Origin of the sequence: Microbacterium sp. 18062 (assembly GCF_902706225.1) — a bacterium.
GTDB lineage: Bacteria > Actinomycetota > Actinomycetes > Actinomycetales > Microbacteriaceae > Microbacterium.
Genome location: NZ_CACSKB010000010.1, coordinates 34,530 through 60,076 on the forward strand (window position 1 = coordinate 34,530; position 25,547 = coordinate 60,076).

General features: G+C 69.5%; 22 protein-coding genes and 1 tRNA gene. 18 read left to right on the plus strand and 5 right to left on the minus strand.

What is annotated here, in order from left to right:
* Positions 1–68: 68 nt before the first annotated feature.
* The 8 genes from GVL03_RS05580 (at position 69) to GVL03_RS05615 (ending at position 6,522) form a co-directional block, all read left to right on the plus strand.
* Positions 69–142, plus strand: a tRNA-Pro gene (locus tag GVL03_RS05580).
* A 73-nt stretch (positions 143–215) separates the two neighbouring features.
* Positions 216–1,673 carry a trigger factor gene (gene tig, locus GVL03_RS05585; protein ID WP_159500001.1) on the plus strand — a complete coding sequence of 486 codons (1,458 nt, stop codon included), beginning with the start codon at positions 216–218 and terminating at the stop codon, positions 1,671–1,673.
* A 77-nt stretch (positions 1,674–1,750) separates the two neighbouring features.
* Positions 1,751–2,287, plus strand: coding sequence for a tetratricopeptide repeat protein (locus GVL03_RS05590; protein ID WP_159500002.1), 537 nt, complete (start codon positions 1,751–1,753; stop codon positions 2,285–2,287).
* Between the two features lie 34 nt (positions 2,288–2,321).
* Entirely contained in the window at positions 2,322–2,912 is a 591-nt protein-coding gene (locus GVL03_RS05595) for an ATP-dependent Clp protease proteolytic subunit (protein ID WP_159500003.1), read from the plus strand.
* Positions 2,913–2,940: 28 nt separating this feature from the next.
* Positions 2,941–3,606 carry an ATP-dependent Clp protease proteolytic subunit gene (locus GVL03_RS05600; protein ID WP_159500004.1) on the plus strand — a complete coding sequence of 222 codons (666 nt, stop codon included), beginning with the start codon at positions 2,941–2,943 and terminating at the stop codon, positions 3,604–3,606.
* A 174-nt stretch (positions 3,607–3,780) separates the two neighbouring features.
* Positions 3,781–5,049: an ATP-dependent Clp protease ATP-binding subunit ClpX gene (gene clpX, locus GVL03_RS05605; RefSeq protein WP_159500005.1), complete on the plus strand. Its 1,269-nt coding sequence runs from the start codon at positions 3,781–3,783 to the stop codon at positions 5,047–5,049.
* Between the two features lie 586 nt (positions 5,050–5,635).
* Positions 5,636–5,836, plus strand: coding sequence for a hypothetical protein (locus tag GVL03_RS05610; RefSeq protein WP_159500006.1), 201 nt, complete (start codon positions 5,636–5,638; stop codon positions 5,834–5,836).
* A gap of 122 nt (positions 5,837–5,958) precedes the next feature.
* The gene (locus tag GVL03_RS05615) at positions 5,959–6,522 is read left to right on the plus strand and encodes a dihydrofolate reductase family protein (protein ID WP_159500007.1); all 564 of its coding nucleotides are present in this window, start codon (positions 5,959–5,961) and stop codon (positions 6,520–6,522) included.
* 34 nt (positions 6,523–6,556) lie between these two features.
* Here the strand turns inward: GVL03_RS05615 and GVL03_RS05620 are convergent, their stop codons facing one another.
* From GVL03_RS05620 to valS, 3 genes are all read right to left on the minus strand, one after another.
* Complete coding sequence (locus tag GVL03_RS05620; RefSeq protein ID WP_159500008.1) at positions 6,557–8,614, minus strand: M3 family metallopeptidase; 2,058 nt, start codon at positions 8,612–8,614, stop codon at positions 6,557–6,559.
* Positions 8,615–8,781: 167 nt separating this feature from the next.
* Positions 8,782–9,030, minus strand: coding sequence for a hypothetical protein (locus GVL03_RS05625; RefSeq protein WP_159500009.1), 249 nt, complete (start codon positions 9,028–9,030; stop codon positions 8,782–8,784).
* Position 9,031: 1 nt separating this feature from the next.
* A complete protein-coding gene (gene valS / locus GVL03_RS05630; RefSeq protein ID WP_159500010.1) occupies positions 9,032–11,602 on the minus strand; it encodes a valine--tRNA ligase in 2,571 nt (856 codons plus the stop codon).
* An 83-nt stretch (positions 11,603–11,685) separates the two neighbouring features.
* Here valS and GVL03_RS05635 point away from each other — a divergent pair, with 83 nt between their 5' ends.
* The 5 genes from GVL03_RS05635 to ndk all read left to right on the plus strand — a co-directional run bounded on the left by GVL03_RS05635 (position 11,686) and on the right by ndk (position 18,617).
* Positions 11,686–12,552, plus strand: coding sequence for a Cof-type HAD-IIB family hydrolase (locus GVL03_RS05635; protein WP_159500011.1), 867 nt, complete (start codon positions 11,686–11,688; stop codon positions 12,550–12,552).
* Positions 12,553–12,966: 414 nt separating this feature from the next.
* Positions 12,967–16,443 carry an isoleucine--tRNA ligase gene (ileS, locus tag GVL03_RS05640; protein ID WP_159500012.1) on the plus strand — a complete coding sequence of 1,159 codons (3,477 nt, stop codon included), beginning with the start codon at positions 12,967–12,969 and terminating at the stop codon, positions 16,441–16,443.
* Complete coding sequence (locus tag GVL03_RS05645; protein ID WP_159500013.1) at positions 16,440–17,792, plus strand: folylpolyglutamate synthase/dihydrofolate synthase family protein; 1,353 nt, start codon at positions 16,440–16,442, stop codon at positions 17,790–17,792. Before ileS ends, GVL03_RS05645 begins: the two co-directional genes overlap by 4 nt.
* Positions 17,789–18,193, plus strand: a complete 405-nt coding sequence (locus GVL03_RS05650) for a DUF4233 domain-containing protein (RefSeq protein ID WP_235038034.1) — start codon at positions 17,789–17,791, stop codon at positions 18,191–18,193. The genes GVL03_RS05645 and GVL03_RS05650 overlap by 4 nt, the downstream gene beginning before the upstream one ends.
* Before the next feature lie 7 nt (positions 18,194–18,200).
* Positions 18,201–18,617 (plus strand): nucleoside-diphosphate kinase, encoded by a 417-nt coding sequence (ndk, locus tag GVL03_RS05655; protein WP_159500014.1) that lies wholly within the window; start codon positions 18,201–18,203, stop codon positions 18,615–18,617.
* An 86-nt stretch (positions 18,618–18,703) separates the two neighbouring features.
* On the opposite strand, the gene GVL03_RS05660 is transcribed toward ndk, so the two are convergent.
* Positions 18,704–19,306 (minus strand): vitamin K epoxide reductase family protein, encoded by a 603-nt coding sequence (locus GVL03_RS05660; protein WP_159500015.1) that lies wholly within the window; start codon positions 19,304–19,306, stop codon positions 18,704–18,706.
* A gap of 287 nt (positions 19,307–19,593) precedes the next feature.
* Here GVL03_RS05660 and GVL03_RS05665 point away from each other — a divergent pair, with 287 nt between their 5' ends.
* Positions 19,594–22,047, plus strand: coding sequence for an Rne/Rng family ribonuclease (locus GVL03_RS05665; protein WP_159500016.1), 2,454 nt, complete (start codon positions 19,594–19,596; stop codon positions 22,045–22,047).
* Between the two features lie 7 nt (positions 22,048–22,054).
* Here GVL03_RS05665 and GVL03_RS05670 read toward each other — a convergent pair whose 3' ends face one another.
* Positions 22,055–22,327 (minus strand): DUF4031 domain-containing protein, encoded by a 273-nt coding sequence (locus GVL03_RS05670; RefSeq protein ID WP_159500017.1) that lies wholly within the window; start codon positions 22,325–22,327, stop codon positions 22,055–22,057.
* A 225-nt stretch (positions 22,328–22,552) separates the two neighbouring features.
* On the opposite strand from GVL03_RS05670, the gene rplU reads away from it, so the two are divergent.
* The 4 genes from rplU (at position 22,553) to proB (ending at position 25,541) form a co-directional block, all read left to right on the plus strand.
* The gene (rplU, locus tag GVL03_RS05675) at positions 22,553–22,861 is read left to right on the plus strand and encodes a 50S ribosomal protein L21 (RefSeq protein WP_159500018.1); all 309 of its coding nucleotides are present in this window, start codon (positions 22,553–22,555) and stop codon (positions 22,859–22,861) included.
* Positions 22,862–22,884: 23 nt separating this feature from the next.
* Complete coding sequence (gene rpmA, locus GVL03_RS05680; protein ID WP_159500019.1) at positions 22,885–23,148, plus strand: 50S ribosomal protein L27; 264 nt, start codon at positions 22,885–22,887, stop codon at positions 23,146–23,148.
* A gap of 78 nt (positions 23,149–23,226) precedes the next feature.
* Complete coding sequence (obgE, locus tag GVL03_RS05685) at positions 23,227–24,717, plus strand: GTPase ObgE (RefSeq protein ID WP_159500020.1); 1,491 nt, start codon at positions 23,227–23,229, stop codon at positions 24,715–24,717.
* Positions 24,714–25,541 (plus strand): glutamate 5-kinase, encoded by an 828-nt coding sequence (gene proB, locus GVL03_RS05690; protein ID WP_159500021.1) that lies wholly within the window; start codon positions 24,714–24,716, stop codon positions 25,539–25,541. Before obgE ends, proB begins: the two co-directional genes overlap by 4 nt.
* Positions 25,542–25,547 lie beyond the last annotated feature (6 nt).

Consider the following 25,547-nt stretch of genomic DNA (forward strand, 5'->3'; position numbering starts at 1 on the left):
GACGGCGGGGCGGGGTCGGCTAGACTTGCGGGGGCCGATTCCGGTGCACGTTCGCGTGCCCGCTTGCCCGGGGCGTAGCTCAGTTTGGTAGAGCGCCCGCTTTGGGAGCGGGAGGTCGCAGGTTCAAATCCTGTCGCCCCGACGTATCGGTCCCCAGAGACCCCCGGCCTTCAGCCACCGCGCGCTGTCGCGGGAACCAGAGGAGAACAACAGGCATGGTCACCAGCACCGTCGAGCAGCTGAGCCCCACCCGGGTCAAGCTCCACATCACGGTCTCGCCCGAGGAACTCAAGCCCAACATCGCCCACGCCTACGAGCACATCGCTCGTGACGTGCAGATCCCCGGCTTCCGCAAGGGCAAGGTTCCGGCGCCCATCATCGACCAGCGCATCGGCCGCGGCGCCGTCATCGAGCACGCCGTCAACGACGGCCTCGACGGCTTCTACCGCGCCGCGGTGCAGGAGAACGAGATCCGCGTTCTCGGTCGCCCCGAGGCCGAGGTCGTCGAGCTCCCCGAGCTCTCCGACTTCTCGGGTGATCTGAAGGTCACCGTCGAGGTCGACGTGCGCCCCGAGTTCGAGCTGCCCGCCTACGAGGGCCTGACCATCACGGTCGACGCCGTCGGGACCGACGAGGCCGCGATCGACGCAGAGCTCGAGAGCCTGCGGGCGCGCTTCGGCACGCTCGTCACGGTCGATCGCCCGGCCGCGACCGGCGACTTCGTGGAGCTCGACCTCGTGGCCGCCATCGACGGCACCGAGATCGACCGCGCCGAGGGCGTGTCCTACGAGGTCGGCTCCGGCGAGCTGCTCGAGGGCATCGACGAGGCCATCGACTCGCTCACCGCGGGCGAGGAGACCACCTTCCGCTCGAAGCTGGTCGGCGGCGACCACGCCGGCGAGGAGGCCGAGGTCGCGGTCAACGTCAAGGCCGTCAAGGAGCGCGAGCTCCCCGACGCCGACGACGACTTCGCGCAGATGGCCAGCGAGTTCGACACGATCGCCGAGCTGCGCGAGAGCCTGTCGGAGCGCGTCGCCCAGCAGTCGACCTTCACCCAGGGGGCCGCGGCGCGCGACAAGCTCGTCGAGCTGCTCCTCGAGAAAGCCGACATCCCCGTGCCGCCGAAGGTCATCGAGGACGAGGTGCACAACCACCTCGACGGCGAAGGCCGCCTCGAGGACGACGTGCACCGCGCCGAGGTCACCGAGGCCAGCGAGAAGCAGTTCCGCACGCAGATCCTCCTCGACAAGATCGCCGAGGATGCAGCCGTCCAGGTCTCGCAGGACGAGCTCACGCAGTACCTCATCCAGTCGTCCGCTCAGTACGGCATGGCCCCGCAGGACTTCGTGAACGCGCTGCAGGAGGGCAACCAGCTGCCCGCCATGATCGGCGAGGTCGCCCGTAACAAGGCTCTCGCGATCGCGCTCGGCCGCGTCACCGTCGTCGACGAGAACGGCAAGGCCGTCGACCTGAGCGGTTTCGTCGCGGTCGAGGACGAGCCCGCCTCCGAAGAGGACGTCGTCGAGGAGGCGCAGGAGATCGCCGACGCTGCGGCGGACGCAGAAGAGGCGCCCGCCGAGAAGGGGTCCGAGAAGAAGGCCCCGGCCAACAAGGCTCCCGCCAAGAAACCGGCCGCCAAGAAGGCTCCGGCCAAGAAGGCGGACGCCGAGTAATCGGACCCGACGTCACGGAACGGGCGGATGCTGCGGCATCCGCCCGTTCCGTCTTTCTGCGAGAGGACGCGACGACCATGACCGATGACTGGGACGCCCGGATCGACGCGGTGTGGGCCGACGATGCCCTGGACGATCAGGCTCGCATCGATGCCATCGAGGCACTGGCCGCGGAGCGTCCGGCAGAGGACGCGCGGGCGCTGTTCGAACGTGCCGGCGCGTACGACTCGGCCGGCCGCGAGGCAGAGGCGGAACCCCTCTATCGGCAGACCCTGGCCATGGGACTCGACGACAGCCACCGCACGCAGGCCGTCATCCAGCTCGCGAGCACCATCCGCAACCTCGGCAAGGCCGAGGAGAGCCTGGCACTGCTCGCCGCGGAGTACGACAGGCGAGACCGGGACGGGATGCGGGATGCCGTGGCCGCGTTCTACGCCCTCGCGCTCAGCTCGTCGGGCGATGACCGGAGAGCCCTCGCCGTCGCGCTCGACGCCCTCGCTCCACACCTCGCTCGCTACACCCGATCGGTCGCCGGATACGCGGCCGAACTCGTGCATGCGCCGCAGCGTATGCCGACGGCGAACATCGGCGAGGGTCCCGAACCTCGCCGGTAGATTCAAAGCCAAGACCACGGAATCAGGAGTGAACATGGCCGAACCCCTTATGGCGACCAGCGTCTTCGACAGACTGCTGAAGGACCGCATCATCTGGCTCGGATCCGAGGTGCGCGACGAGAACGCCAATGAGATCTGCGCCAAGATCCTGCTGCTCGCGGCCGAGGACTCGCAGAAGGACATCTACCTCTACATCAACTCGCCGGGCGGATCGATCACCGCCGGCATGGCGATCTACGACACGATGCAGTTCGTGCCGAACGACATCGTCACCGTCGGCATCGGTATGGCCGCGTCGATGGGGCAGCTGCTGCTGACCGCCGGGACCAAGGGCAAGCGCTACATCACCCCCAACGCGCGCGTGCTGCTGCACCAGCCGCACGGCGGCTTCGGCGGAACCTCCAGCGACATCCAGACGCAGGCGCAGCTCATCATCTCGATGAAGAACCGCCTCGCCGAGATCACCGCGGCGCAGACCGGCAAGTCGGTCGAGCAGATCAACGAGGACGGCGACCGCGACCGCTGGTTCACCGCCGACGAGGCGCTCGAGTACGGCTTCGTCGACCACATCCGCGAGTCCGCGACCGACGTCATCGGCGGCGGCGGAACCGCGACCGACAACTAGGCTCCCGAAGGCGAAAGAGAGAACCCGAATGAACACCCCCACCTTCGGCGCCCCCCAGGGGCTGCAGATGCCCTCGAGCCGGTATGTGCTGCCGCAGTTCGAGGAGCGCACCGCCTACGGCTACAAGCGCCAGGACCCCTACAACAAGCTGTTCGAGGACCGCGTCATCTTTCTGGGCGTGCAGGTCGACGACGCCTCGGCCGACGACGTGATGGCGCAGCTGCTCGTGCTCGAGTCCCAGGACCCCGACCGCGACATCATCATGTACATCAACTCGCCCGGCGGATCCTTCACCGCGATGACCGCGATCTACGACACCATGCAGTACGTGTCGCCGCAGATCCAGACCGTCGTGCTGGGCCAGGCGGCGTCCGCGGCATCCGTGCTGCTGGCCGCAGGCGCCCCCGGCAAGCGTCTCGCGCTGCCGAACGCCCGCATCCTCATCCACCAGCCGGCGATGGGTGAGGCCGGTCACGGCCAGGCCTCCGACATCGAGATCCAGGCGGCGGAGATCCTGCGGATGCGCACCTGGCTCGAGCAGACGCTGTCGAAGCACTCGAACAAGACGCCCGAAGAGGTCAACAAGGACATCGACCGCGACAAGATCCTGTCCGCCGCTGATGCGGTGGCCTACGGTCTGGTCGATCAGGTGCTGACCACGCGCAAGCGCACGCCCCCGGCGCTCACCTCCTGAGAGCGCACGACATGTCAGACGACGCCCCGGTCTCCACAGCCGGGGCGTCGTCGTGCTCCGGCGAAGAGCAGGGGACCCCGCGAGGCCCACGACGTGCGGCCCAATGCACCCCGTTGTCGGAGGCAGAGGTTAGGCTCGGGGGAGAGCGGACGCATCCGGGGGAAGAGAGGCATCATGGCACGCATCGGTGAGAGCGCCGACCTGTTCAAATGCTCTTTCTGTGGAAAGAGCCAGAAGCAGGTGCAGCAGCTCATCGCGGGCCCGGGGGTCTACATCTGCGACGAGTGCGTCGAGCTGTGCAACGAGATCATCGAAGAGCGCATGGCGGAGCAGACCTCCGGCGAGGTCGCTGAGTTCGACCTCCCGAAGCCGCGCGAGATCTTCGCATTCCTCGAGGACTACGTCGTCGGTCAGGAGCAGGCCAAGCGTGCCCTGTCCGTCGCGGTGTACAACCACTACAAGCGCGTCCGGGCGCAGTCGACGATCATCTCCGCCGAGCAGCGCGCCGATGAGATCGAGATCGCGAAGAGCAACATCCTGATGCTCGGTCCGACCGGATGCGGCAAGACCTACCTGGCACAGACGCTCGCGAAGCGACTGAACGTGCCGTTCGCCGTCGCCGATGCCACGGCGCTGACCGAGGCCGGGTACGTCGGTGAGGACGTGGAGAACATCCTCCTGAAGCTCCTTCAGGCCGCCGACTTCGACACGAAGCGCGCCGAGACCGGCATCATCTATATCGACGAGGTCGACAAGATCGCCCGCAAGGCCGAGAACCCCTCGATCACCCGTGACGTCTCGGGCGAGGGCGTGCAGCAGGCGCTGCTGAAGATCCTCGAGGGCACCGTCGCATCGGTGCCGCCCCAGGGCGGCCGCAAGCACCCGCATCAGGAGTTCATCCAGATCGACACGACGAACGTGCTGTTCATCGTCGCGGGCGCGTTCGCCGGGCTGGAGGAGATCATCTCCGCCCGCGTCGGCAAGCACGGCGTCGGGTTCGGCGCACCGCTGCAGCGCAAGGACGAAGGCCCCGACCTCTTCGGCGAGGTGCTCCCCGAAGACCTGCACAAGTTCGGCCTCATCCCCGAGTTCATCGGACGGCTCCCCGTCATCGCGGCCGTGTCGCCGCTCGACCGCGAGGCGCTCATGGAGATCCTCACCGAGCCGAAGAACGCGCTCGTCAAGCAGTATCAGCGCATGTTCGAGCTCGATGACGTCGAGCTCGACTTCGAGCGCGATGCTCTCGAGGCCATCGCCGAGCTCGCCGTGTCGCGCAAGACCGGTGCGCGCGGTCTCCGTGCGATCCTCGAGGACGTCCTGGGGCCGATCATGTTCGAGATCCCCTCGAGCGAGGACGTCGCGAAGGTGGTCGTGACCCGTGCCGCCGTCGAAGACGGCGCGGCGCCCACGCTGGTGCTCCGGCAGAAGCGCAAGTCCGCCTGACCTTCGCGTCTGAGCCCACACAGCGACAGCGCTGAATCGGACGAACGGGGAGACGATAGACGTCGACTTCGCCCAGCATCGCGCACGTGGCGGCGGAAGTCACGCGCACCGCATCGACGGCCTATCGTGACGCGGACGATGCCGTCGGCAGAGCGTGGAGCATCTGAGCCCATGACAGCACGGGGAGAAGACACCTCGTCCGGACGGAGAAGGATGACCTCCCGAGGCGACGGCGCCGACATGCGTATCGTCCTCGTACGGTGGAACGGTTTCACACCTGGAAGCGTGCGCTTGTTCGTGCGCCTCCATCCCACGGCTGCGCTACGGACGGCCGTTGGGCACCTTCGATCCGCCGGATTCGCAGCCGGTGACGACACGTTCCCGCGGAAACTGCGGGATGCCAGGTCCGAATGGCTCGCGCAGGACCTGCGCCTGGGTGAGGTCCGACGCTCGTGGAAGCGCGGCATCGTCGAGTATCTGGCAGACGGCACGGGTCTCGAGTTCCTCCGGCGCTTCTGGCGCGGCGCGACGCCCACGCTCATCGTGGCGTGCGCACGCACGCACGACGAGCGACGGCACGGAACGGGTGATCTATCCGCACGTATCGACGATCGGCGGATCGGACCAGAAGGACACGAACCCGTTGATGCGACAAGCATTGGCGGCGCTCGACGAGGAGTTCGCCCGAACCGACGTGCTCGTCTCCCGCGAGACCATTCGGAGCATCAAGAACGACGGATCACCGGCATCGCAGGCGGTCGTGCGCGAGATGCTCGACTGGCGCTGAGCCGCGCTGCTGATGGGTCGCGACCACGGCCGCGCGGTCTGGCTCGTGCGGCGGCGGTGCGTCCGCGGACGTCGCGACATGTGTCGAGCGGGCGTGTCGGAGCCTTGCTCTAGCCTCGTGCCATGACCCGGATCGTCTTCGACACTGCGACCTCGATCAACGGCTGGATCGCCGACGAGAACAACTCCCTGACCTGGCTCTTCGCCGTACCGGGCGGTGAGAGCCCCGATGCCGAGCTGCTGCCTCCATCGGCCACGGTACTGGTCGAGGGCTCGACGACGTATGAGTGGCTGCTGGACGAATCCGATCTCCTCGTACATCCCGAGAAGTGGCGTGTGTTCTACGGCGACCGGCCGGTCTTCGTGTTCACCTCCCGCCGGTTGCCGGTGCCCACGGGCGCCGACGTGCGTTTCGTCTCCGGCGATGTCGCCGCCGTCCTGCCGCGCATCCGCGAAGCGGCCGGCACGGGCGACATCTGGGTGGTCGGCGGCGGAGACCTGGCCGGTCAGTTCCTGGATGCGGGTGCGCTCGACGAACTCGCCATCTCTATCGCGCCTGTGGCTCTGACCGGTGGCGCGCCGCTGCTGCCTCGCCGCATCGAGTCGGATCGCCTCGTGCTCACCGAGGCGAAGGCCGTCGGTCAGTTCGCCCGTCTACGCTACGAGGTGCGCCCGCTTCTCGCATGATGACGTGCGCGCGCCCTTCCGCGTGACGCGCCGGTCAGGTCTCGAGGCCGCGACGGTGCAAGAGCGGCGTGACGTCGGCATCCCGGCCGCGGAAGTCGCGGTACGCTTCGAGCGGGTCCTTGGACCCGCCGGCCCCGAGCAGCCGCTGACGGAACCGCTCGCCGTTCTCCCTGGTGAGCCCGCCGTTCTCCCGGAACCACTCCACGGCGTCGGCGTCCAGCACCTCGCTCCAGATGTACGAGTAGTAGGCCGCGCTGTAGCCGCCGGAGAAGACGTGCGCGAAGTACGTCGACGAGTATCGTGTCGGCATGACCGGGTCGTCGAGACCGATGTCGGCCAGAGCTGCCGCCTCGAAGGCCGCGACGTCGATGTCGGCAGCAGCCGCATCCGCACCGAGCGCGTGCCACGCCTGGTCGAGCCAGGACGCCGCGAGATACTCGCTGGTCTCGAACCCCTGATTGAAGCTCTCGGATGCGGCGAGCTTCGCGACCACGTCGGCCGGCAGCGGCTCGTCGGTGTCGACGTGGCGCGCGTAGCGCGTGAGGATCTCGGGCCAGGTGATCCACATCTCGTTGACCTGGCTCGGGAACTCGACGAAATCGCGGAACACCGCGGTGCCGGCGAAGTGCGGGTAGGTGACGGTGGCGAACAATCCGTGCAGTGCGTGTCCGAACTCGTGGAAGAGAGTCGTGACCTCGTCGAGGGTCAGGAGGGTCGGCAGACCCGCCCCCGGCCGGGAGACATTGAGGTTGTTCACGACGACGGGCGCGGTCCCGCGAACGCGCGACTGGGAGACGATCGAGTTCATCCACGCGCCGCCGCGTTTCGTGTCGCGCGTGTAGAGGTCCAGGATGTAGAGCCCGAGCGCCGAGCCGTCGGCCTCGAACACCTCGAAGATCCGTGCGTCCGGGTGGTAGGCCGTCAGATCGTGCCGTTCGGTGAACGTGACGCCGTAGAGCTCGGTGGCCGCCCGGAAGACGCCGTCCTGCAGCACGCGCTCGGCCTCGAACCACGGACGCAGTGCGGCGCGGTCGAGGTCGTACTCCGCAGCACGCACCTTCTCGGTGTAGAACGCCCAGTCGTGGGCGGCCAGCGGGAAGGGCTCCGGCTCGGCGTCGATGATCCGCTGCAGCGCGGCGCGTTCATGCCCGGCGTTTCGTGCCGCGGGCACCGCCAGCCGGTGGAGCAGTTCGCGTACTGCCTCGGGCGATCCGGCGGTCTGATCCGCCGTCACGTACGCGGCGTGCGAGCCGTAGCCGAGAAGCGCCGCGCGTTCGGCGCGGAGCCGGACGATCTCGCGGAGGACGGCGCGGTTGTCGTGCGCGTCTCCCCGCGATGCGCGCGACCTCGAGGCGGTGAGGATCCGCTCCCGACTCGACCTGTTCGTGAGGGACGACAGATAGGGGTGTCCGGTGAACAGCGTCAGCGTGACCAGATGCCCGCCCTCGACACCTCGGTCGTGCGCCGCCTGCGCCGTGGCGGAGAGCTCGCCGTCGGTGAGCCCGTCGAGCTCCGATGGGTCGTCGAAGACGACCGCGAGATCGTTCGTGTCGGCGAGGAGATTCTTCTCGAATGTCGTCGTGAGCGTCGACAGTCGCCGGTTGAGATCGGTCAGGCGCGCCTTCTGCTCGTCGTCGAGCCCGGCGCCGGCGTGCGACATCTCCCGGAAGTGACGTTCGACGAGGTAGCGCCGCTCCGGCTCGAGTCCGAGCGCGTCGAGCTGTCCGTGCACCTCGGCGACCCGTGCGAACAGGCGGCTGTCGAGCTGAACCGCGTCGTGGTGCGCCGACATCAGCGGCGCGAGCGTCTCTTCGATCTCCTGGATCTCGGGCGTCGCATCGGCCGACGACACCGTGTAGAACGTGCGGGAGACACGGTCGAGCAGCTCTCCGCTGCGCTCGATCGCGTCAAGGGTGTTCTCGAACGTCGGCGCGTCCGCATCCGTCGTGATCGTCTCGATCTCGGCGCGATGTGCGGCGAACGCGCGCTCGAAGGCGGGCAGGTAGTGCTCGGACCGGATCCGACGGTAGTCGGGCAGGTCGTAGGGCAGCGATCCCCGCCCGTCCAGCAGGGGATTGTCGGCGTCCGTCATCATCCCAGCGTAGGCGCCCTATGAAAGGATGCTGATTCGCCGGCCGTGGCTGACGCGGGTGCCGCTGCGGGACACCGACGGTCTGTCGCCGGCCGAGGCGCGGGCGCCGCACCGCTGGATGCGCGAGACGGGCACCGGCTGACCCTTGCACGTGAATCTCGTCGCGGTCAGCCGAACTCGTCGTCCGGATCGTGGCGCACGATCGCCGCGCCGTCGTGGTTCAGCGACACGATGACCCCCGTGTCGAGCTCCGCGATCGGCCGGCCCTCGAGCCAGGTGAGGGTCCACCGGGGAGTGGGCTGGCCGAGCTGATCCGCCGGCAGTGCCTCCTCGACGCCGGAGATGCCGGCGCGCAGCTCGGCCGGCACGGCGGCAGGCGGGGTGGAACGGGCGGTCCAGCGGGTTCCGAGCTGCATGTCAGGCCTCCTGAGGGGCGAAGTCGATGCCGAGCACGGCGACCGTGTCCGCCTCGATGAACGAGAGCTCCGCGACCCGGCCCACGGCCTTGAGGTCGCCGTCTGCCGAGGCGAGCGCGTCGGCGAGCCCGGCGGGGGCACCCAGCACGAGCCGGGCGACGGCCGTCTTCTGCGAGACCTTCGCCTCGGTCTTGGCGCGACGGATGCCGATCAGCGCCTCGCTCACCGCTGTGAGCACGACCGGGTCGCCCTCGATGCCGAGGGGCTCGGGCCACGCCGCGGTGTGGATCGAGTCCTCATGGAACCACGACCAGGCCTCTTCGGTCGCGAAGGCGATCACCGGCGCGAACAGACGCAGAAGAGTCTCGAGCGCGATGCGCAGGGCCAGTGCCGCCGACGCCTGGCCGCTGTCGGCCTGATCGTACGCGCGCTCCTTGACGAGCTCGAGGTAGTCGTCGCAGAACGTCCAGAAGAACGCCTCCACGATCTCGAGCGCCCGCGCGTGGTCGTACTGATCGAACGCCCTGGTCGCGTCGCGCACGACGCCGTCGAGGGTCGCCAGCATCGAGGCGTCGAGCGCGTGCGTGATCGTGGCGCCCTCGGGCACCGGGAACGACAGCACGAACTTCGCGGCGTTCAGCACCTTGATCGCGAGGCGGCGTCCGATCTTGATCTGCGTCGGGTTCTGCGGATCGAACGCGGCATCCGTGCCGAGGCGGCTGGAGGCCGCCCAGTAGCGCACCGCATCCGAGCCGTGCTGGTCGAGGATCGCCGCCGGGGTCACGACGTTGCCCTTCGACTTCGACATCTTCTTGCGGTCGGGGTCGACGATGAAGCCGGAGATGGCCGCATCCGTCCACGGCGTCCGGTCGTCCTCGAGGGCGCTGCGCAGGAGGGTCGAGAACAGCCAGGTGCGGATGATGTCCTGCCCCTGGGGACGCAGGTCGAAGGGAGCCACGAGGTCCCACAGCTCGTCGTCGCGCTGCCAGCCGCCGGCCAGCTGCGGGGTGAGCGAGGAGGTCGCCCAGGTGTCGAAGATGTCGCGCTCCGCGTCGAAGCCGCCGGGCACGCCGCGCTGGTCCTCGTCATACCCGGGGGGCACGTCGGTGGTCGGGTCGACCGGCAGCTGACCGAGATCGGGCACGAGCACCCGGCCGTAGTCGCGGTCGCCGTTCTCGTCGAGCGTGTACCAGACCGGGATCGGCACGCCGAAGAACCGCTGCCGCGACACGAGCCAGTCGCCGGTGAGGCCGTTGGTCCAGTTCTCGAAGCGCACGCGCATGAAGTCCGGGTGCCAGTCGATCTCCTGGCCGAGTGCGATGAGCTTGTCGCGCAGCGCCGCGTCGCGGGCGCCGTTTCGCAGATACCACTGACGGGTAGAGACGATCTCGAGCGGACGGTCGCCCTTCTCGAAGAACTTCACCGCGTGGGTGAACGGCTTCGACACCTCGATCAGCTCGCCGGTCTCCTGCAGCAGCTCCACCACGCGCTTCTTCGCGCTGAAGACCGTCTTGCCGGCGAGCTCCGCATAGGCGGTGCGTGCCGCATCCGACACGATGACGTCGGGCGCCGCGGCGACGATCCGTCCGTCCTGGCCGATGATCGTGCGGTTCGGCAGGTCGAGCTCACGCCACCAGACGATGTCGGTGACGTCGCCGAACGTACAGATCATGGCGATGCCGGAGCCCTTGTGGGGCTGCGCGAGCGGGTGCGCGAGGATCGGCACCTCCACGTCGAACAGCGGCGTGCGCACCGTCGAGCCGAACAGCGGTCGGTAGCGCTCGTCCTCGGGGTGCGCGACGAGGGCGACGCACGCGGCGAGCAACTCAGGACGCGTGGTCTCGATGTGCACGTCGCCGCTCCCGTCGCTCTTGTGGAACGCGAGCCGGTGGTAGGCGCTCGGCTGGTCGCGGTCCTCGAGCTCGGCCTGGGCGATGGCGGAGCGGAAGTCGATGTCCCACAGGGTCGGTGCGAGAGCCTGGTAGGCCTCGCCGCGCTCGAGGTTACGCAGGAACGCGAGCTGGCTCACCCGGATGGTGTCCTCGGAGATCGTGCGGTACGTCTGCGTCCAGTCGACGCTGAGTCCGAGCTTGCGGAAGAGCTCCTCGAACTGCTTCTCGTCCTCGATCGTCAGCTTCTCGCACAGCTCGATGAAGTTGCGGCGGCTGATGGGGATCTGGTCGGCCGCGCGGCTCGACTTGTTGTCGCCGCCCTCGAACGGCGGCGTGAAGTCGGGCTCGTACGGCAGCGACGGGTCGCAGCGCACACCGTAGTAGTTCTGCACGCGGCGTTCGGTCGGCAGGCCGTTGTCGTCCCAGCCCATCGGGTAGAAGACGGTCTTGCCCCGCATCCGCTCGAAGCGGGCCTTCAGATCGGTGTGCGTGAACGAGAAGACGTGACCGATGTGCAGCGAGCCCGAGGCGGTGGGCGGGGGAGTGTCGATCGAGTAGACGCCCGCGCGACCGGACGCTCCCGCCGCATCCCGGTCGAAGAGGTATGTTCCGCGCTCCGCCCAGGTGCTGTCCCACTTCGCTTCGAGGCCTTCGAGGGCGGGCTTGTCGGGAATGGCCATGCGGGATCTCCTCGATATGTGCGGCACTGTGTGAGCGTGCCTGAGTGTGTGAGTGCTGTCCCGAGTCTACTCGGGCAGCGAGAATGGACACCGTGACCTCATCGCGGCGCCGCATCGCCTTTCTCGACATCGACGGGACCATCACCCATGAAGGAGCCCGGATCGCGGACTCCACGATTGCCGCGATCCGCCGTGCACGACAGGTGGGACACCTCGTCTATCTGAGCACGGGCCGTTCCGCCGGCGACATCGCGCCGAGCGTGCGCGAGATCGGCTTCGACGGCGCGGTGACGAGCGCCGGAGCCTACGCGACGGTGCGCTCCGAGACCGTGCTGGCCCGACCGATGGGGGAGCACCGCACCCGCAGGCTCGTCGAGTACTTCAGCGCCCACAGGATCCTCTACTTCCTGCAGTCCAACGCCGAGGTCTTCGCGAATGCGGAGATGCGCCGCTTCATCGTGGGCTTCCGGGAGGAGCGCCGTGCCCGGGACCGCGACGGCGGCAGCGAGGACGAGACCACCGCGCCGCCGCGCGACCTGCTCGACGTGGCCGACGCCGATCTCGCGACGATCGCCCGTGCCGTCTTCGTGAGCACCGCCGATGACACGATCGAGCGCCTGCGCGCAGATCTCGGCGACGCGTTCGACGTGATCCCGGGCAGCATGCCGCAGCAGGGCGGCTCGAACGGCGAGATCGGCGCGGCCGGGGTGACGAAGGGGTCCGCGATCGCGGTCGTGCTGGATCACCTCGGCATGGATGCGTCCGACGCGATCGGCATCGGCGACAGCTGGAACGACGTCGAGATGTTCCAGGTCTGCGGGGTGAGCGTCGCGATGGGCAACGCCGATCCCGAGATCCGTGCTCTCGCCGACCGGGTCACGACCGACGTGCTCGACGACGGCGTCTGGAACGCATTCGACCGGCTCGGTCTGCTGACGCCGCGCGACTGATCTGCGCGGGCGTCCGCCGGTCGCCGATTCCCCTCTCGACCGGGAGCTCGTCGAAAGCCCCGTCGACGCAGGCGGATGCGGCCTCGACCGCGTATCCACGATGCCACTCGTCTCGCCGGAACATTGGGATCGGCCTTTCTCCGGCAGATGGCCTCCCTCCGGCAGGTTCCGCCCGCCGCGCGCGCCCCGCCTCGTCGGCGCGGTAGGATCGCGGTACACGTATCGATCCGGCCATCACCGGGGAGCACTCGGAAGAACGGCGTTCGCGCCCATTAGAACCGAGCGGGGCAGGCCCGTCATCGCCGCAGTGAGAGAGGTCGTCGCATCCACCGGATGCCCGGCAACGCAGGGTGGTACCGCGGTCTCGGTGAGATCGTCCCGGCAGACCGCGTTCGACTTCCCTGCGAGATGACGATGACCTACCCCCGAACCTCCGCCGCCGGCAGCTCGTTCGGCGCTGCCGGCGCCACCGCGCCGTCTCCCGACGGTAGCGTTGCACCGCCCGGGATTGTGGCCCCGGTCACCCCGAGCCCCCGGTTCCCCGACATCGAGCGGGAGGTGCTCGACTTCTGGCGGGATGACGACACCTTCCGTGCGTCGATCGCGCAGCGCGAGGGCGCCGAGGAGTGGGTCTTCTACGACGGCCCGCCGTTCGCGAACGGGCTGCCGCACTACGGGCATCTGCTCACCGGCTACGCGAAGGACCTCTTCCCGCGCTTCCAGACGATGCGCGGCAAGAAGGTCGACCGTGTCTTCGGCTGGGACACCCACGGCCTGCCCGCCGAGCTCGAGGCGATGAAGCAGCTCGGGATCACGGAGAAGGACGAGATCGAGCGCATGGGCGTCGCGACGTTCAACGCCAAGGCGCGCGCCTCGGTGCTCGAGTACACGCACGAGTGGGAGGACTACGTCACCCGTCAGGCGCGCTGGGTCGACTTCGAGCGGGGCTACAAGACGCTCGACACCGGCTACATGGAGTCCGTGCTGTGGGCGTTCAAGACGCTCTGGGACAAGGGCCTCGCCTACGAGGGCTACCGCGTGCTGCCGTACTGCTGGCGTGACGAGACGCCGCTGTCGAGCCATGAGCTGCGCATGGACGACGACGTCTACAAGATGCGGCAGGACCCGTCGGTCACGGTCACATTCCCGCTCGTCGGCGCGAAGGCCGAGGCGCTGGGGCTGACCGGCGTACGGGCCCTGGCCTGGACGACGACGCCGTGGACGCTGCCCACGAACCTCGCGCTCGCGGTCGGTCCCGGCATCCGGTACGTCGTGCTCCCCGCGGGTCCGGCGGGTGCCGCCGACGTGCACCATGCCCCGGACGGCGGGTCCGACGACCGGCTCGAGGCTGCGGCGCACCGCTACCTGATCGCCGAGGACCTGCTGGGCGGCTACGCGAAGGATCTCGGCTACGAGTCGGCGGATGCGGCGAGCGAGGCCGTGCAGCAGACGATCACCGGAGCCGAGCTCGGCGGCGTCGCCTACGACCGGCTCTTCGACTACTACGCGGACGCCGAGGCATGGGGCACGCAGGACGCGTGGCACATCCTCGTCGACGACTACGTCACGACCACCGACGGCACCGGCATCGTGCACCAGGCGCCCGCCTACGGCGAGGACGACAAGCGGATCGCGGACGCCGCGGGCCTGCCCACGATCGTGAGCGTCGACGACGGCGGCCGTTTCCTGCCGCAGGTGACGGACGTCGCGGGGGAGCTGTGGCTCGACGCCAACCGCCCGCTCATCCGGCTGCTGCGCCAGGCCGGGCGGCTGCTGCGCGAGGCGAGCTACGAGCACTCGTACCCGCACTGCTGGCGCTGCCGGAACCCGCTCATCTACAAGGCCGTCTCCAGCTGGTTCGTGCGGGTCACCGACGTCAAGGACCGCCTGATCGACCTCAACGAGCAGATCACCTGGGCGCCAGAGAACGTCAAGCACGGCCAGTTCGGCAAGTGGGTCGAGGGCGCACGCGACTGGTCGATCAGCCGCAACCGGTACTGGGGCTCGCCGATACCGGTGTGGAAGAGCGATGACCCGGCGTACCCGAGGACCGACGTGTACGGCTCGCTGGAGGACCTCGAGCGGGACTTCGGGCGTCTCCCGCGCGATCCCGAGGGCGACGTCGACCTGCATCGCCCGTTCATCGACGACCTCACGCGCCCCAACCCGGACGACCCGACGGGGGCGTCGACCATGCGCCGGATCGAGGATGTCTTCGACGTCTGGTTCGACTCCGGCTCGATGCCGTACGCGCAGGTGCACTACCCGTTCGAGAACCGTGAGTGGTTCGACACGCACGCTCCCGCCGACTTCATCGTCGAGTACATCGGTCAGACCCGCGGCTGGTTCTACGTCATGCACGTGCTCTCGGGCGCACTGTTCGACCGCCCGGCCTTCACGGGCGTCTCGTGCCACGGCATCGTGCTCGGCAGCGACGGCCAGAAGATGTCGAAGTCGCTGCGCAACTACCCGGACGTGAGCGAGGTGTTCGACCGGGACGGCTCCGACGCCATGCGCTGGTTCCTGATGTCGAGCTCGGTGCTGCGCGGGGGCAACCTCGTGGTCACCGAGGAGGGCATCCGGGCGGGGGTGCGCGAGTTCCTGCTGCCGCTGTGGAACACCTGGTACTTCTTCGCCACGTACGCGAACGCGGCGCTGCCGGTCGCCGAGCGAGCGCAGCGGGACGACGCGTCCGGCGGGTACGAGGCGCGCTGGCGCACCGACTCCACGGATGTGCTCGACCGCTACATCCTGACGCTCACCGGCGAGCTCGTGCGCGAGGTCGCCGCCGACCTGGAGGCCCTCGACTCGACGACCGCGGCCGCGCGGCTGCGCGACTTCGCCGAGGTGCTGACCAACTGGTACATCCGCCGGTCGCGCGACCGGTTCTGGCAGGGAGTCTCGGACGACCCGTGCAGCACCGAGGCATTCGACACCCTCTACACGGTGCTGGAGACGCTGACGCGCGTCGCCGCGCCCCTCATCCCCCTCGTGGCGGAGCGGGTGTGGCAGGGGCTGACCGGGGGACGCAGCGTGCACCTCGAGGACTGGCCGGATGCGGCCGCCTTCCCGGATGCGACCGACATCCGTGCGGCGATGGACGCCGTGCGCGAGGTGTCGTCGGTCGCGAACGCGCTGCGCAAGCGCGAGGGCAGGCGTGTGCGTCTGCCGCTGCCGCTGCTGACGGTCGTGGTGCCGGATGCGGGTGCTCTCGCGCAGTTCGACGGCGTCCTCCGGGAGGAGCTGAACGTGAAGGCGGTCGAGCTGGTCGACCTCCGCGCCGACACGGCCGCGGAGTACGGGATCACCCACCGGCTGACGGTCAACGCGCGGGCCGCGGGACCGCGCCTCGGCAAGCAGGTGCAGCAGGTCATCAAGGCGGCGAAGGCCGGCGACTGGGCCGAGACCGACGGCCGTGTCATCGCCGGCGGGATCGTCCTCGAGGCGCCCGAGTACGAGCTCGCGCTCGAGACGAGCGGCCGGCCCGAGGGCGAGGCCCTGGCGGTGCTCGTGGGCGGCGGCTTCGTGCTGCTCGACACGCGCACCACGCCCGAGCTCGAGGCGGAGGGACTCGCGCGCGACGTCATCCGCGCGGTGCAGGACACCCGAAAGGCCGCCGGCTTCGACGTCAGCGACCGCATCCATCTGCAGCTGCTGTTCGACGACGCGGCGGACGGCGAAGCGCTGATCGCCGGCTTCGACGCGGCCGACGTCGCCGGCGAGACGCTCTCCGTGGCCTATGTCGTGGGCGTGCGCGGCGCGACCCTTCTGGAGTCGTCCGCTGGGCTCGGCGCCCATGCGACCGAGTACGAGGCGGTCGTCGAGGCGGGCACGTATGTCAACCGAGGCGCCTTCACGGTGTCGGTGGCGCGAACGGGAGATTCGAAATGAGCGCTCGGGAGAGAGCCGACGCGGTGTACGCCGCGCTGCTGACACGCCAGGGCGAGCAGTGGGTGCAGCCGCGGGTGGAGCGCACCCGCCGCGTGCTGGAGCTGCTCGCCGACCCACAGCGCACCTACCGCGTCGTGCACGTCACGGGCACGAACGGCAAGACGTCGACGAGCCGCATCGTCGAGAGCCTGCTGCGCTCGTACGGCCTGCGGACCGGGCTCTTCACGAGTCCCCATCTCGAGCGGTTCACCGAACGGATAACGATCGACGGCGAGCCTATCGCCGACGACGCGGTGGCCGACGCCTGGGACGAGATCGAGCCGTTCGTCGACCTCGTCGACGCCGAGCTCGTCGCGGCGGGAGACGCCCCGCTGACCTTTTTCGAGCTCCTCACCGTGCTCGCGTTCGTCGCGTTCGCGGACGCACCGGTCGACGTGGCGGTCGTCGAGGTCGGCATGGGCGGCTCCTGGGACTCCACGAACACCGTCGACGGCGACGTGGCCGTGATCGCGCCCATCGGCCTCGACCACGCCGACCGCCTCGGCGGCACCATCGCCGAGATCGCGACGGTCAAGGCAGGGATCATCAAGCCGGATGCGGCGGTCGTCTCGGCCGCGCAGACCCCCGAGGCCGAGGCGGTGCTGCGTGCGCGGGCCGAACGCGTGGGGGCGACGATCGCGTTCGAGGGTGAGGACTTCGGCCTCACCGCCGCGCGCCTCGCCGTCGGGGGGCAGCTCGTGGACATCCAGGGGCTCGCGGGGGAGTACGCGGAGCTCTACCTGCCGCTGTATGGCGTGCACCAGGGGCGCAACGCGGCGCTCGCGGTCGCCGCCGTCGAGTCGCTCATCGGCGGTGCGTCGCAGGCGCTCGTCGGCGACGTGCTCACTGACGCGTTCGCGCAGACGACCTCGCCCGGCCGGCTGCAGCTGGTGGGCGCGCATCCGACCGTGATCGTGGACGCCGCACACAACCCGCACGGCACCGTCGCCCTCGTGGAGGCCCTTCGCAGCTCCTTCGACTTCGACGAGTGGGGCGTCGTGCTCGGCGTGCTCGGCGACAAGGACGCGCGCGGCATCGTCGCGCAGCTGCAGCCGATCGCGACCCACGTGTTCGCGACCGCGCCGGACTCCGAGCGTGCTAACGACGCCGATGCGATCGCAGACCTCGCCGAAGAGGCGGGGCTGCGCGTGACGGTGCACGACGACCTGCCGTCGGCGGCGGAGGCGGCCCGGGAATGGGCAGCGGCATCCGAGCGCCGTGCCGTCGTCGTGGCGGGATCGGTCGTGCTCGCGGGTGAGGCGATCGCGCTGGCCGCGGCGGAGTCCTGGAAGGACGGGTGGTCGGAGTGAGCGCGGCCGAGGCGCGGGTGCGCCGCCGTCGCGGAGCGCAGGAGTCGCTGGCGCAGATCGTGCTGGTCTTCGAGTCCGTCATCGTCTTTCTGGCGGGGCTCGTCGTCTACGGGCTGAACGCGCTGCCGTTCGGGCTCGCCCCGTGGTGGGGCATCGTCGCCGGCGCGGTGTTCGCGTTGCTCATGGTGCTGGCGAGCGGTGTCGTGCGGTGGCGGTGGGGCATCGTCGTCGGCTGGGTCATGCAGGTCGTCCTCGCCCTCGCCGCGTTCCTCGTGCCGGCGATCCTCATCGTCGCGCTCATTTTCGGGGGGATGTGGGCGTATGCGACGATCAAGGGGGCGGCGCTCGATCGACGCAATGCGCGACTGGCCGCTCAGGAAACCCTCTCGAACGGAGACTGATCCCACCATGGCCACCGAAGAAACCCTCGTCCTCGTCAAGCCCGACGGCGTCGCGCGCGGCCTGACCGGCGCCATCCTCGCCCGGATCGAGGCGAAGGGGTATGCCCTCGTCGACATCCGGCTCGTCGAGCCCGACCGCGGTCGACTCGAGCAGCACTACGCCGAGCACGAGGGCAAGCCGTTCTACGAGCCGCTCCTGGAGTTCATGCTGTCGGGTCCGTCGGTGGCGATCCGCCTCGCGGGCAACCGTGTCATCGAGGGGTTCCGCTCGCTCGCGGGGACCACCGAGCCCACGACCGCGGCTCCCGGCACGATCCGCGGCGACTTCGGTCGCGACTGGGGCCTGAAGGTCCAGCAGAACCTGGTGCACGGCAGCGACAGCCCCGAGTCCGCCGCACGCGAGCTCGGCATCTGGTTCGCCTGAGCCCGAATCGCGCTGCGCCTGAGTCCGCGGGGCAGAGGTAGTCGTCGCTCTGCCGCTCCGTGGCTGGAGCGACGGCCGAGGTGGCGTCAGAAGAGCGAGGCGAGGACGTCGAGACGAACCTCGGCGATCACGGCGACGACCGCGAAGCTGAGGATGGCGACGAGCGGCACCCAGGCCATGAGCGCACCGGCCGCCCGCTGGACGCGCGGGCCGGCCGGGACGAGCCCCGTGCGGAGCAGGTGCACGCTGACGGCGTAGAAGGTCGGGATGGTGACGACCCAGGTGACCATGCACCAGGGGCACAGCGTGCTCAGCACGAAGATGCTCTGACCGATCAGCCAGCAGACGAAGCCGAAGGCGAACGCCAAGCCGGCCCAGAACAGCCACCAGAACCAGCGGGCGAACCGCGCTCCGGCCAGGATCGCCACGCCGACGACGATCGGCGCCACCCATCCGGTGAGGCCGAGGATCGGATTCGGGAAGCCGAACACGCTGCCCTGAGCCGACTCGAGATTCGCGGTGCACTGGACGAGCACGCTGAAGTCGCACGACGCGGTCGCCGTCGGGTCCAGCAGCAGATAGAAACGCTCCATCGTGAGCGAGAATGCGGCCCACCATCCGATCGAGCCGGCGACGACGAGCCAGACCGCGAGGACCGTGGGGCGCGCGGGGACCGGCGCGTGGGACATGCAGGGATTATGGCACTCGGCGATGTCCGCGACCCGTCCGTTCGCCGGGAGACACGCATCGGTGACACCGGATCGCACGGAATCGTCCGCGAGGTGCGATAATGACTCCTGATGCACCGCGCGGCCGCGCCACGCGGGCATCGACGCAGACTTCGGGCGATGAACGCCCCGCAGCCCGAGCCGAGGGCCGGCTGCAGACCGAGTGAGTTCGTGGCACCGCAGGTGCGGCGCCACACGAGATTTCGCCGGGCGACGCGCGGTGTCGTCCGGTGGGGAGTATGCCGGTGATGGCGGACGATGCAGATCAGCAGAGCAATCGCGACGACCTGGGCGACGCGCTGACGCCCGAGACGCCGTCCGCGGACGTCTCCGCGTCGAACGACGCGCCGACGGAGTCCGAGCCGGCCTCGCCGGACGCGGACGCGCCGGCCGAGATCTCAGGATCCTCCGGCGAGCCCGCTTCCGCGGTTCCCGATGAGGCTGCGGCCGGCGCGGGGGAGGTCGGGGAGCCCGTCGAGGCGGATGCGGACGCCGCGCCGCCGCTCGCCGCCGACGCCGTGACCGACCCGGTGTCGCCGACGGAGCCGGCGGCACTCGCCGTGGCCGTACCCGAGCCTGAGGCCGCCGAGCCCGAAGCTCAGCCCGAGGCCGAGGCCCCGTCCGAGTCTGGGGACGGACCGGTGACCGCCGTCGCACTGGGGCTGCTGCCGGAGACGTTCGTGTCGGCCGTCTCGACCGCCCTGCACTTCTATGCGCCGCCCTTCGTGCCGCTTCCGGCGTTGCCGGAACCCGCGGACGAGGACGACGCACCGGCCTCGGGCAATGCCCGGCGCCGGGGACGTCGTCGCGGGGGAGCGGAGCGCTCGGAGGACACGGACGCACCGGAGCCGGCACGCCCGTCGCGCCAGCGCGCGGTCGAGGTCATCACCGAGCCGCAGCGCATCAAGGGGTCCACCCGCCTCGAGGCGAAGAAACAGCGTCGTCGTGACGGTCGTGACGCCGGACGTCGTCGACCGGTGGTGACCGAGGCGGAGTTCCTCGCCCGTCGCGAGGCGGTCGACCGCGTGATGATCGTCCGCTCGAAGAACGGACGCATCCAGATCGCCGTGCTCGAGGACAACGTCCTCGTCGAGCACTACGTCGCCCGCAATCAGGACGCATCGCTCATCGGCAACGTCTACCTCGGCCGCGTGCAGAACGTCCTGCCCAGTATGGAGGCGGCGTTCGTCGACATCGGTCGCGGACGCAATGCGGTGCTGTACTCGGGCGAGGTCGACTGGGATGCCGTCGAGACCGGCAACCAGCCCCGTCGCATCGAGCTGGCGCTCAAGAGCGGCGACCGGGTTCTCGTGCAGGTCACCAAGGATCCGGTCGGGCACAAGGGCGCGCGTCTCACGAGCCAGATCTCGCTTCCGGGGCGCTACCTCGTGTATGTGCCGGGAGGGTCGATGAACGGCATCTCGCGGAAGCTCCCCGACACGGAGCGCGCGCGTCTCAAGCGCATCCTCAAGGAGGTGCTGCCGGAGTCGTCGGGCGTGATCGTCCGCACGGCGGCGGAGGGCGCGACAGAGGACCAGCTGACGATCGACGTGCAGCGGCTCACGGCCCAGTGGGAGCACATCAGCCAGCAGATCAAGACCGGGCAGGCGCCGGCGATGCTGCACTCCGAGCCCGATCTCCTGGTGAAGATCGTCCGCGACGTGTTCAACGAGGACTTCACCCGGATGCTGATCCAGGGCGAGGACGCGCAGCACACCATCGAGAGCTACCTCGCGGGCGTCGCCCCCGACCTGCTCGAGCGGGTGGAGCGCTACGAGAGCGACGGGGATCCGTTCGACGACCTCCGGGTCACCGAGCAGATCGAGAAGGCGCTGGACCGCAAGGTGTGGCTGCCCTCGGGGGGCTCGCTCGTGATCGATCGCACCGAGGCGATGACGGTCGTCGACGTCAACACGGGCAAGTTCGTCGGCTCCGGGGGCAACCTCGAGGAGACCGTCACCAAGAACAACCTGGAGGCGGCTGAGGAGATCGTGCGCCAGCTGCGGCTGCGCGACATCGGCGGCATCATCGTCGTCGACTTCATCGACATGGTCCTCGAGACCAACCGCGATCTCGTGCTGCGCCGTCTGGTCGAGTGCCTCAGTCGCGACCGCACGAAGCATCAGGTCGCCGAGGTCACCTCGCTCGGACTCGTGCAGATGACGCGCAAGAAGATCGGTCTCGGACTGCTCGAGACCTTCAGCGAGGCGTGCGAGGTCTGCGCCGGCCGCGGTGTCATCGTGCACCACGATCCGGTCGTCAAGCATCGCCCCAGCGGCAACGCGGGCGGCGGCAACGGGAGCAACGGCGGAGGTCGTCGTGGCGGTGGCGGGCGCCCGCAGCAGGCGCCGGCCGGACCGACAGGCGGCACGCACGTGATCACCGAGGGCGTGAAATCCGCGCTCGCTCAGATCGCGGCGTCCACGATCCACGGCACGGCGGACGAGGTCGAGGTCGCGGTCGAGCAGCCCAGGGTCGCCCCGAACGTCGAGGTCGTCGAGCAGGCGGAGGAGCGCTCGCGACCGAAGCGGAAGAAGCCGCGTCACGACAGCAAGCCGAAGACCGAGACGGACCTGCTGCTCGACTCCGTGCTGAGCGCCCTTCCTGAGCCGAAGGCGCCCGGTCAGGGGCGCGCCCGGCGCCGGGTGACCACGGCCGCCCTCACGGGCACCCCGGTCGCCCACGTCGCCGACGAGGACTGAGGTCGTGTCACCGTCCGCGACGTTCGCGGGCGGTGACACGCAGGCCCGAGGCCAGCAGGGCACGGACGAGCGTGTGCCCGTCGACCGGTAGCGCGCCCGCGGCGACCAGCCGTGCGTGCGACTCGTCGGGAACGTCGTAGTGATCCAGGTCGAACCCTCGGCGGGGGATGCCGTTGGCCGCGGCGAACGCGTGGAGCTCCGCCAGGTCCGAGTCGCTGACCAGGTGTGACCAGAGTCGGCCGTGAGCCGGCCACCGCGGGTCGTCGATCAGGATCGTCACGCGTCGATCCTATGGTTCCGGATGCGGCCGGCCGCGACACGCGCGCGTCGTGCTTTGCGCCCTCCGGCGAAGATCGGGTAAAGTATTCCTTTGGTGCGTCGCCTTCGCCGGGCGCGCGGCCGCGCAGCGTGCGAGCCGATACCGCATCAGGACTTCTCCGCCTCCACGAGGCGGAGGCTCTCCAGACAACCGGAGCCATACGCTCCCAGACGAAATAGGTGTGAAGTGGTTTACGCAGTTGTGCGCGCCGGTGGCCGACAGGAGAAGGTCGAGGTCGGCACGATCGTCGTCCTGGACCGTCAGAAGGCGAAGATCGGCGAGACGCTCGAGCTTCCCGCGGTCCTGCTCGTCGACGGCGACGCCGTCACGACGGACGCGACGAAGCTCGCGAAGGTGACCGTCACCGCCGAGGTCCTCGGCGAGGAGCGCGGCCCGAAGATCGTGATCCAGAAGTTCAAGAACAAGACCGGCTACAAGAAGCGCCAGGGCCACCGTCAGGACCTGACGCGCGTCAAGGTCACCGGCATCAAGTAAGCACCCCAGGAAGAGACGAAGAGATGGCACACAAAAAGGGCGCAAGCTCCACTCGCAACGGCCGTGACTCCAACGCCCAGCGCCTGGGCGTGAAGCGTTTCGGCGGCCAGGTCGTCAGCGCCGGCGAGATCATCGTCCGCCAGCGCGGCACGCACTTCCACCCCGGCGTCAACGTCGGCCGCGGCGGGGACGACACGCTCTTCGCGCTGTCCGCGGGTGCCGTCCAGTTCGGCGCGAAGGGCGGCCGCAAGGTCGTCAACATCGTCGCCGCTGCTGCTGCGGAGTAGCGCAGCACCGACGTATACGTCTGCGAGGGGCGGGCTTCGGCCCGCCCCTCGTGTCATCCCCAGGGAAAGCAGGAGCGAATGGTCACCTTCGTCGATCGAGTGACGCTGCACCTGTCCGCGGGCAAGGGCGGGAACGGATGCGTGTCCGTGCGACGCGAGAAGTTCAAGCCCCTCGCGGGACCCGACGGCGGCAACGGCGGGAACGGCGGCGACGTCGTGCTCGTGTCCGACCCGCAGGTCACGACGCTGCTGTCGTACCACCACTCTCCGCACCGGCACGCCGGCAACGGCGGGTTCGGCATGGGCGACAACCGCTCCGGCGCCGCCGGGGAGTCCCTGGAGCTCCCCGTGCCGGTCGGCACCGTCGTCAAGGACGTCGACGGCACGGTGCTCACCGACATGATCGAGCCCGGTCTGCGGTTCGTCGTCGCTCCCGGCGGACGCGGTGGGCTCGGCAACGCGGCACTCGCCTCGCCGAAGCGCAAGGCGCCCGGTTTCGCGCTCCTCGGCACTCCCGGCTGGGAGGGCGATGTCCTCCTCGAGCTGAAGACGGTCGCCGACATCGCGCTGGTCGGCTTCCCCTCGGCCGGAAAGTCGAGCCTGATCGCGGCTGTGTCGGCCGCGCGCCCCAAGATCGCCGACTACCCGTTCACCACGCTGCATCCGAACCTCGGCGTCGTGCAGGCCGGCGACACCCGCTTCACAATTGCCGATGTTCCCGGCCTCATCGAGGGGGCGAGCGACGGCAAGGGGCTGGGCCTGGAGTTCCTCCGGCATGTCGAGCGCTGCACGGCGCTGGTGCATGTGCTGGACTGCGCGACTCTCGAGCCCGGCCGTGACCCGCTCTCCGATCTCGACGTGATCCTCGGAGAGCTCGCCGCGTACCCGGTTCCCGAAGGGCAGCTCCCCCTGCTCGAGCGTCCCCAGGTGATCGCGCTCAACAAGGTCGACGTGACGGAGGCGAAGGACCTCGCCGATCTCGTGCGCCCCGATCTCGAAGCACGCGGCTATCGCGTGTTCGAGATCTCCACCGTCAGCCGGGCCGGCCTGCGCGAGCTCTCGTTCGCGCTCGGCGAGATCGTCGAGCAGCACCGTGTCGAGTCGGCGAACGCACCTGCCCCGGAGCGCATCGTCATCCGTCCGCGCGGCTCCGAGAAGGAGTTCTCGGTGCGCGTCGAGGGCGGCACCTATGGCAACGTCTACCGGATCCTCGGCGAGAAGCCGGTGCGGTGGGTGCAGCAGACCGACTTCCAGAACGAGGAGGCCGTCGGCTTCCTCGCGGACCGACTCGATCGGCTCGGCGTCGAGGTGGAGCTGTTCCGCGCAGGCGCGGTGCCGGGCGCCACCGTCGTGATCGGCAAGGGCGACGGGATCGTCTTCGACTGGCATCCGTCGCTGAGCTCGGCGGCGGAGCTCATGACCGCTCCGCGCGGCACCGACCCCCGGCTCGACCTGAACAGCCGCCGTACGACGTCTCAGCGCCGTGAGCGCTACCACGAGCGGATGGACGCGAAGGCCGCCGCCCGCGCCGAGCTGGATGCGGAGCGCATCCGCAAGGAGAGCGAGTGACGGCGCGGGTGCGCGCGGACCTGCCGCGTGCACGCCGTGTCGTCGTCAAGGTCGGCTCGTCATCGATCAGCGGTGAGCACGCAGGCAAGATCCAGTCGCTCGTCGAGGCCCTCGCGTCGGCGCACGGACGCGGGGTCGAGGTCGTCCTCGTCTCATCCGGTGCGATCGCGACGGGCATGCCGTTCCTGGCTCTCGACAGCCGGCCCAACGACCTGGCGACGCAGCAGGCGGCCGCGGCCGTCGGCCAGAACATCCTGGTCTACCGCTACCAGGAGGCCCTGCGCCCGTTCCGCATCGTCGCGGGCCAGGTGCTGCTCACAGCGGGCGATCTCGAGAACGCCACCCACCGCTCGAACGCCCGGCGTGCCATGGAGCGGCTGCTCGGGCTGCGCATCCTCCCGATCGTCAACGAGAACGACACGGTGGCCACCCACGAGATCCGATTCGGCGACAACGACCGTCTCGCGGCGCTGGTCGCGCAGCTCGTGGGCGCGGATGCGCTGGTGCTGCTCAGCGACATCGCCTGCCTCTACACGCGGCCGCCGGACGAGCCTGGGGCGCGCCCGATCGAGGAGGTCGTCTACGGCGACGACCTGGCGGGGTATGAGTTCGGCTCGGTCGTCGTCAACAGCGTCGGCACCGGGGGAGCGGCGACCAAGGTCTCCGCTGCACGCGTGGCGGCCGCATCCGGGGTCGGTGTGCTGGTGACCAGCGCCGATCTGGTGTCCGAGGCCCTGGCCGGGCAACAGGTGGGCACGTGGTTCGCGCCGAACCCCGATCCGGTCGACCAGCCTGGGACGGGTCCGGTCCTCACCCGTCGGTAGCACCCG

Excerpts from the sequence above, each read along its gene's own strand:
- tig (WP_159500001.1), top strand. The coding sequence starts at position 216 with ATGGTCACCAGCACCGTCGAGCAGCTGAGCCCCACCCGGGTCAAGCTC.
- GVL03_RS05590 (WP_159500002.1), top strand. The coding sequence starts at position 1,751 with ATGACCGATGACTGGGACGCCCGGATCGACGCGGTGTGGGCCGACGAT.
- GVL03_RS05595 (WP_159500003.1), top strand. The coding sequence starts at position 2,322 with ATGGCCGAACCCCTTATGGCGACCAGCGTCTTCGACAGACTGCTGAAG.
- GVL03_RS05600 (WP_159500004.1), top strand. The coding sequence starts at position 2,941 with ATGAACACCCCCACCTTCGGCGCCCCCCAGGGGCTGCAGATGCCCTCG.
- clpX (WP_159500005.1), top strand. The coding sequence starts at position 3,781 with ATGGCACGCATCGGTGAGAGCGCCGACCTGTTCAAATGCTCTTTCTGT.
- GVL03_RS05615 (WP_159500007.1), top strand. The coding sequence starts at position 5,959 with ATGACCCGGATCGTCTTCGACACTGCGACCTCGATCAACGGCTGGATC.
- GVL03_RS05620 (WP_159500008.1), bottom strand. The coding sequence starts at position 8,614 with ATGACGGACGCCGACAATCCCCTGCTGGACGGGCGGGGATCGCTGCCC.
- GVL03_RS05625 (WP_159500009.1), bottom strand. The coding sequence starts at position 9,030 with ATGCAGCTCGGAACCCGCTGGACCGCCCGTTCCACCCCGCCTGCCGCC.
- valS (WP_159500010.1), bottom strand. The coding sequence starts at position 11,602 with ATGGCCATTCCCGACAAGCCCGCCCTCGAAGGCCTCGAAGCGAAGTGG.
- GVL03_RS05635 (WP_159500011.1), top strand. The coding sequence starts at position 11,686 with ATGGACACCGTGACCTCATCGCGGCGCCGCATCGCCTTTCTCGACATC.
- ileS (WP_159500012.1), top strand. The coding sequence starts at position 12,967 with ATGACCTACCCCCGAACCTCCGCCGCCGGCAGCTCGTTCGGCGCTGCC.
- GVL03_RS05645 (WP_159500013.1), top strand. The coding sequence starts at position 16,440 with ATGAGCGCTCGGGAGAGAGCCGACGCGGTGTACGCCGCGCTGCTGACA.
- ndk (WP_159500014.1), top strand. The coding sequence starts at position 18,201 with ATGGCCACCGAAGAAACCCTCGTCCTCGTCAAGCCCGACGGCGTCGCG.
- GVL03_RS05660 (WP_159500015.1), bottom strand. The coding sequence starts at position 19,306 with ATGTCCCACGCGCCGGTCCCCGCGCGCCCCACGGTCCTCGCGGTCTGG.
- GVL03_RS05665 (WP_159500016.1), top strand. The coding sequence starts at position 19,594 with ATGGCGGACGATGCAGATCAGCAGAGCAATCGCGACGACCTGGGCGAC.
- rpmA (WP_159500019.1), top strand. The coding sequence starts at position 22,885 with ATGGCACACAAAAAGGGCGCAAGCTCCACTCGCAACGGCCGTGACTCC.
- obgE (WP_159500020.1), top strand. The coding sequence starts at position 23,227 with ATGGTCACCTTCGTCGATCGAGTGACGCTGCACCTGTCCGCGGGCAAG.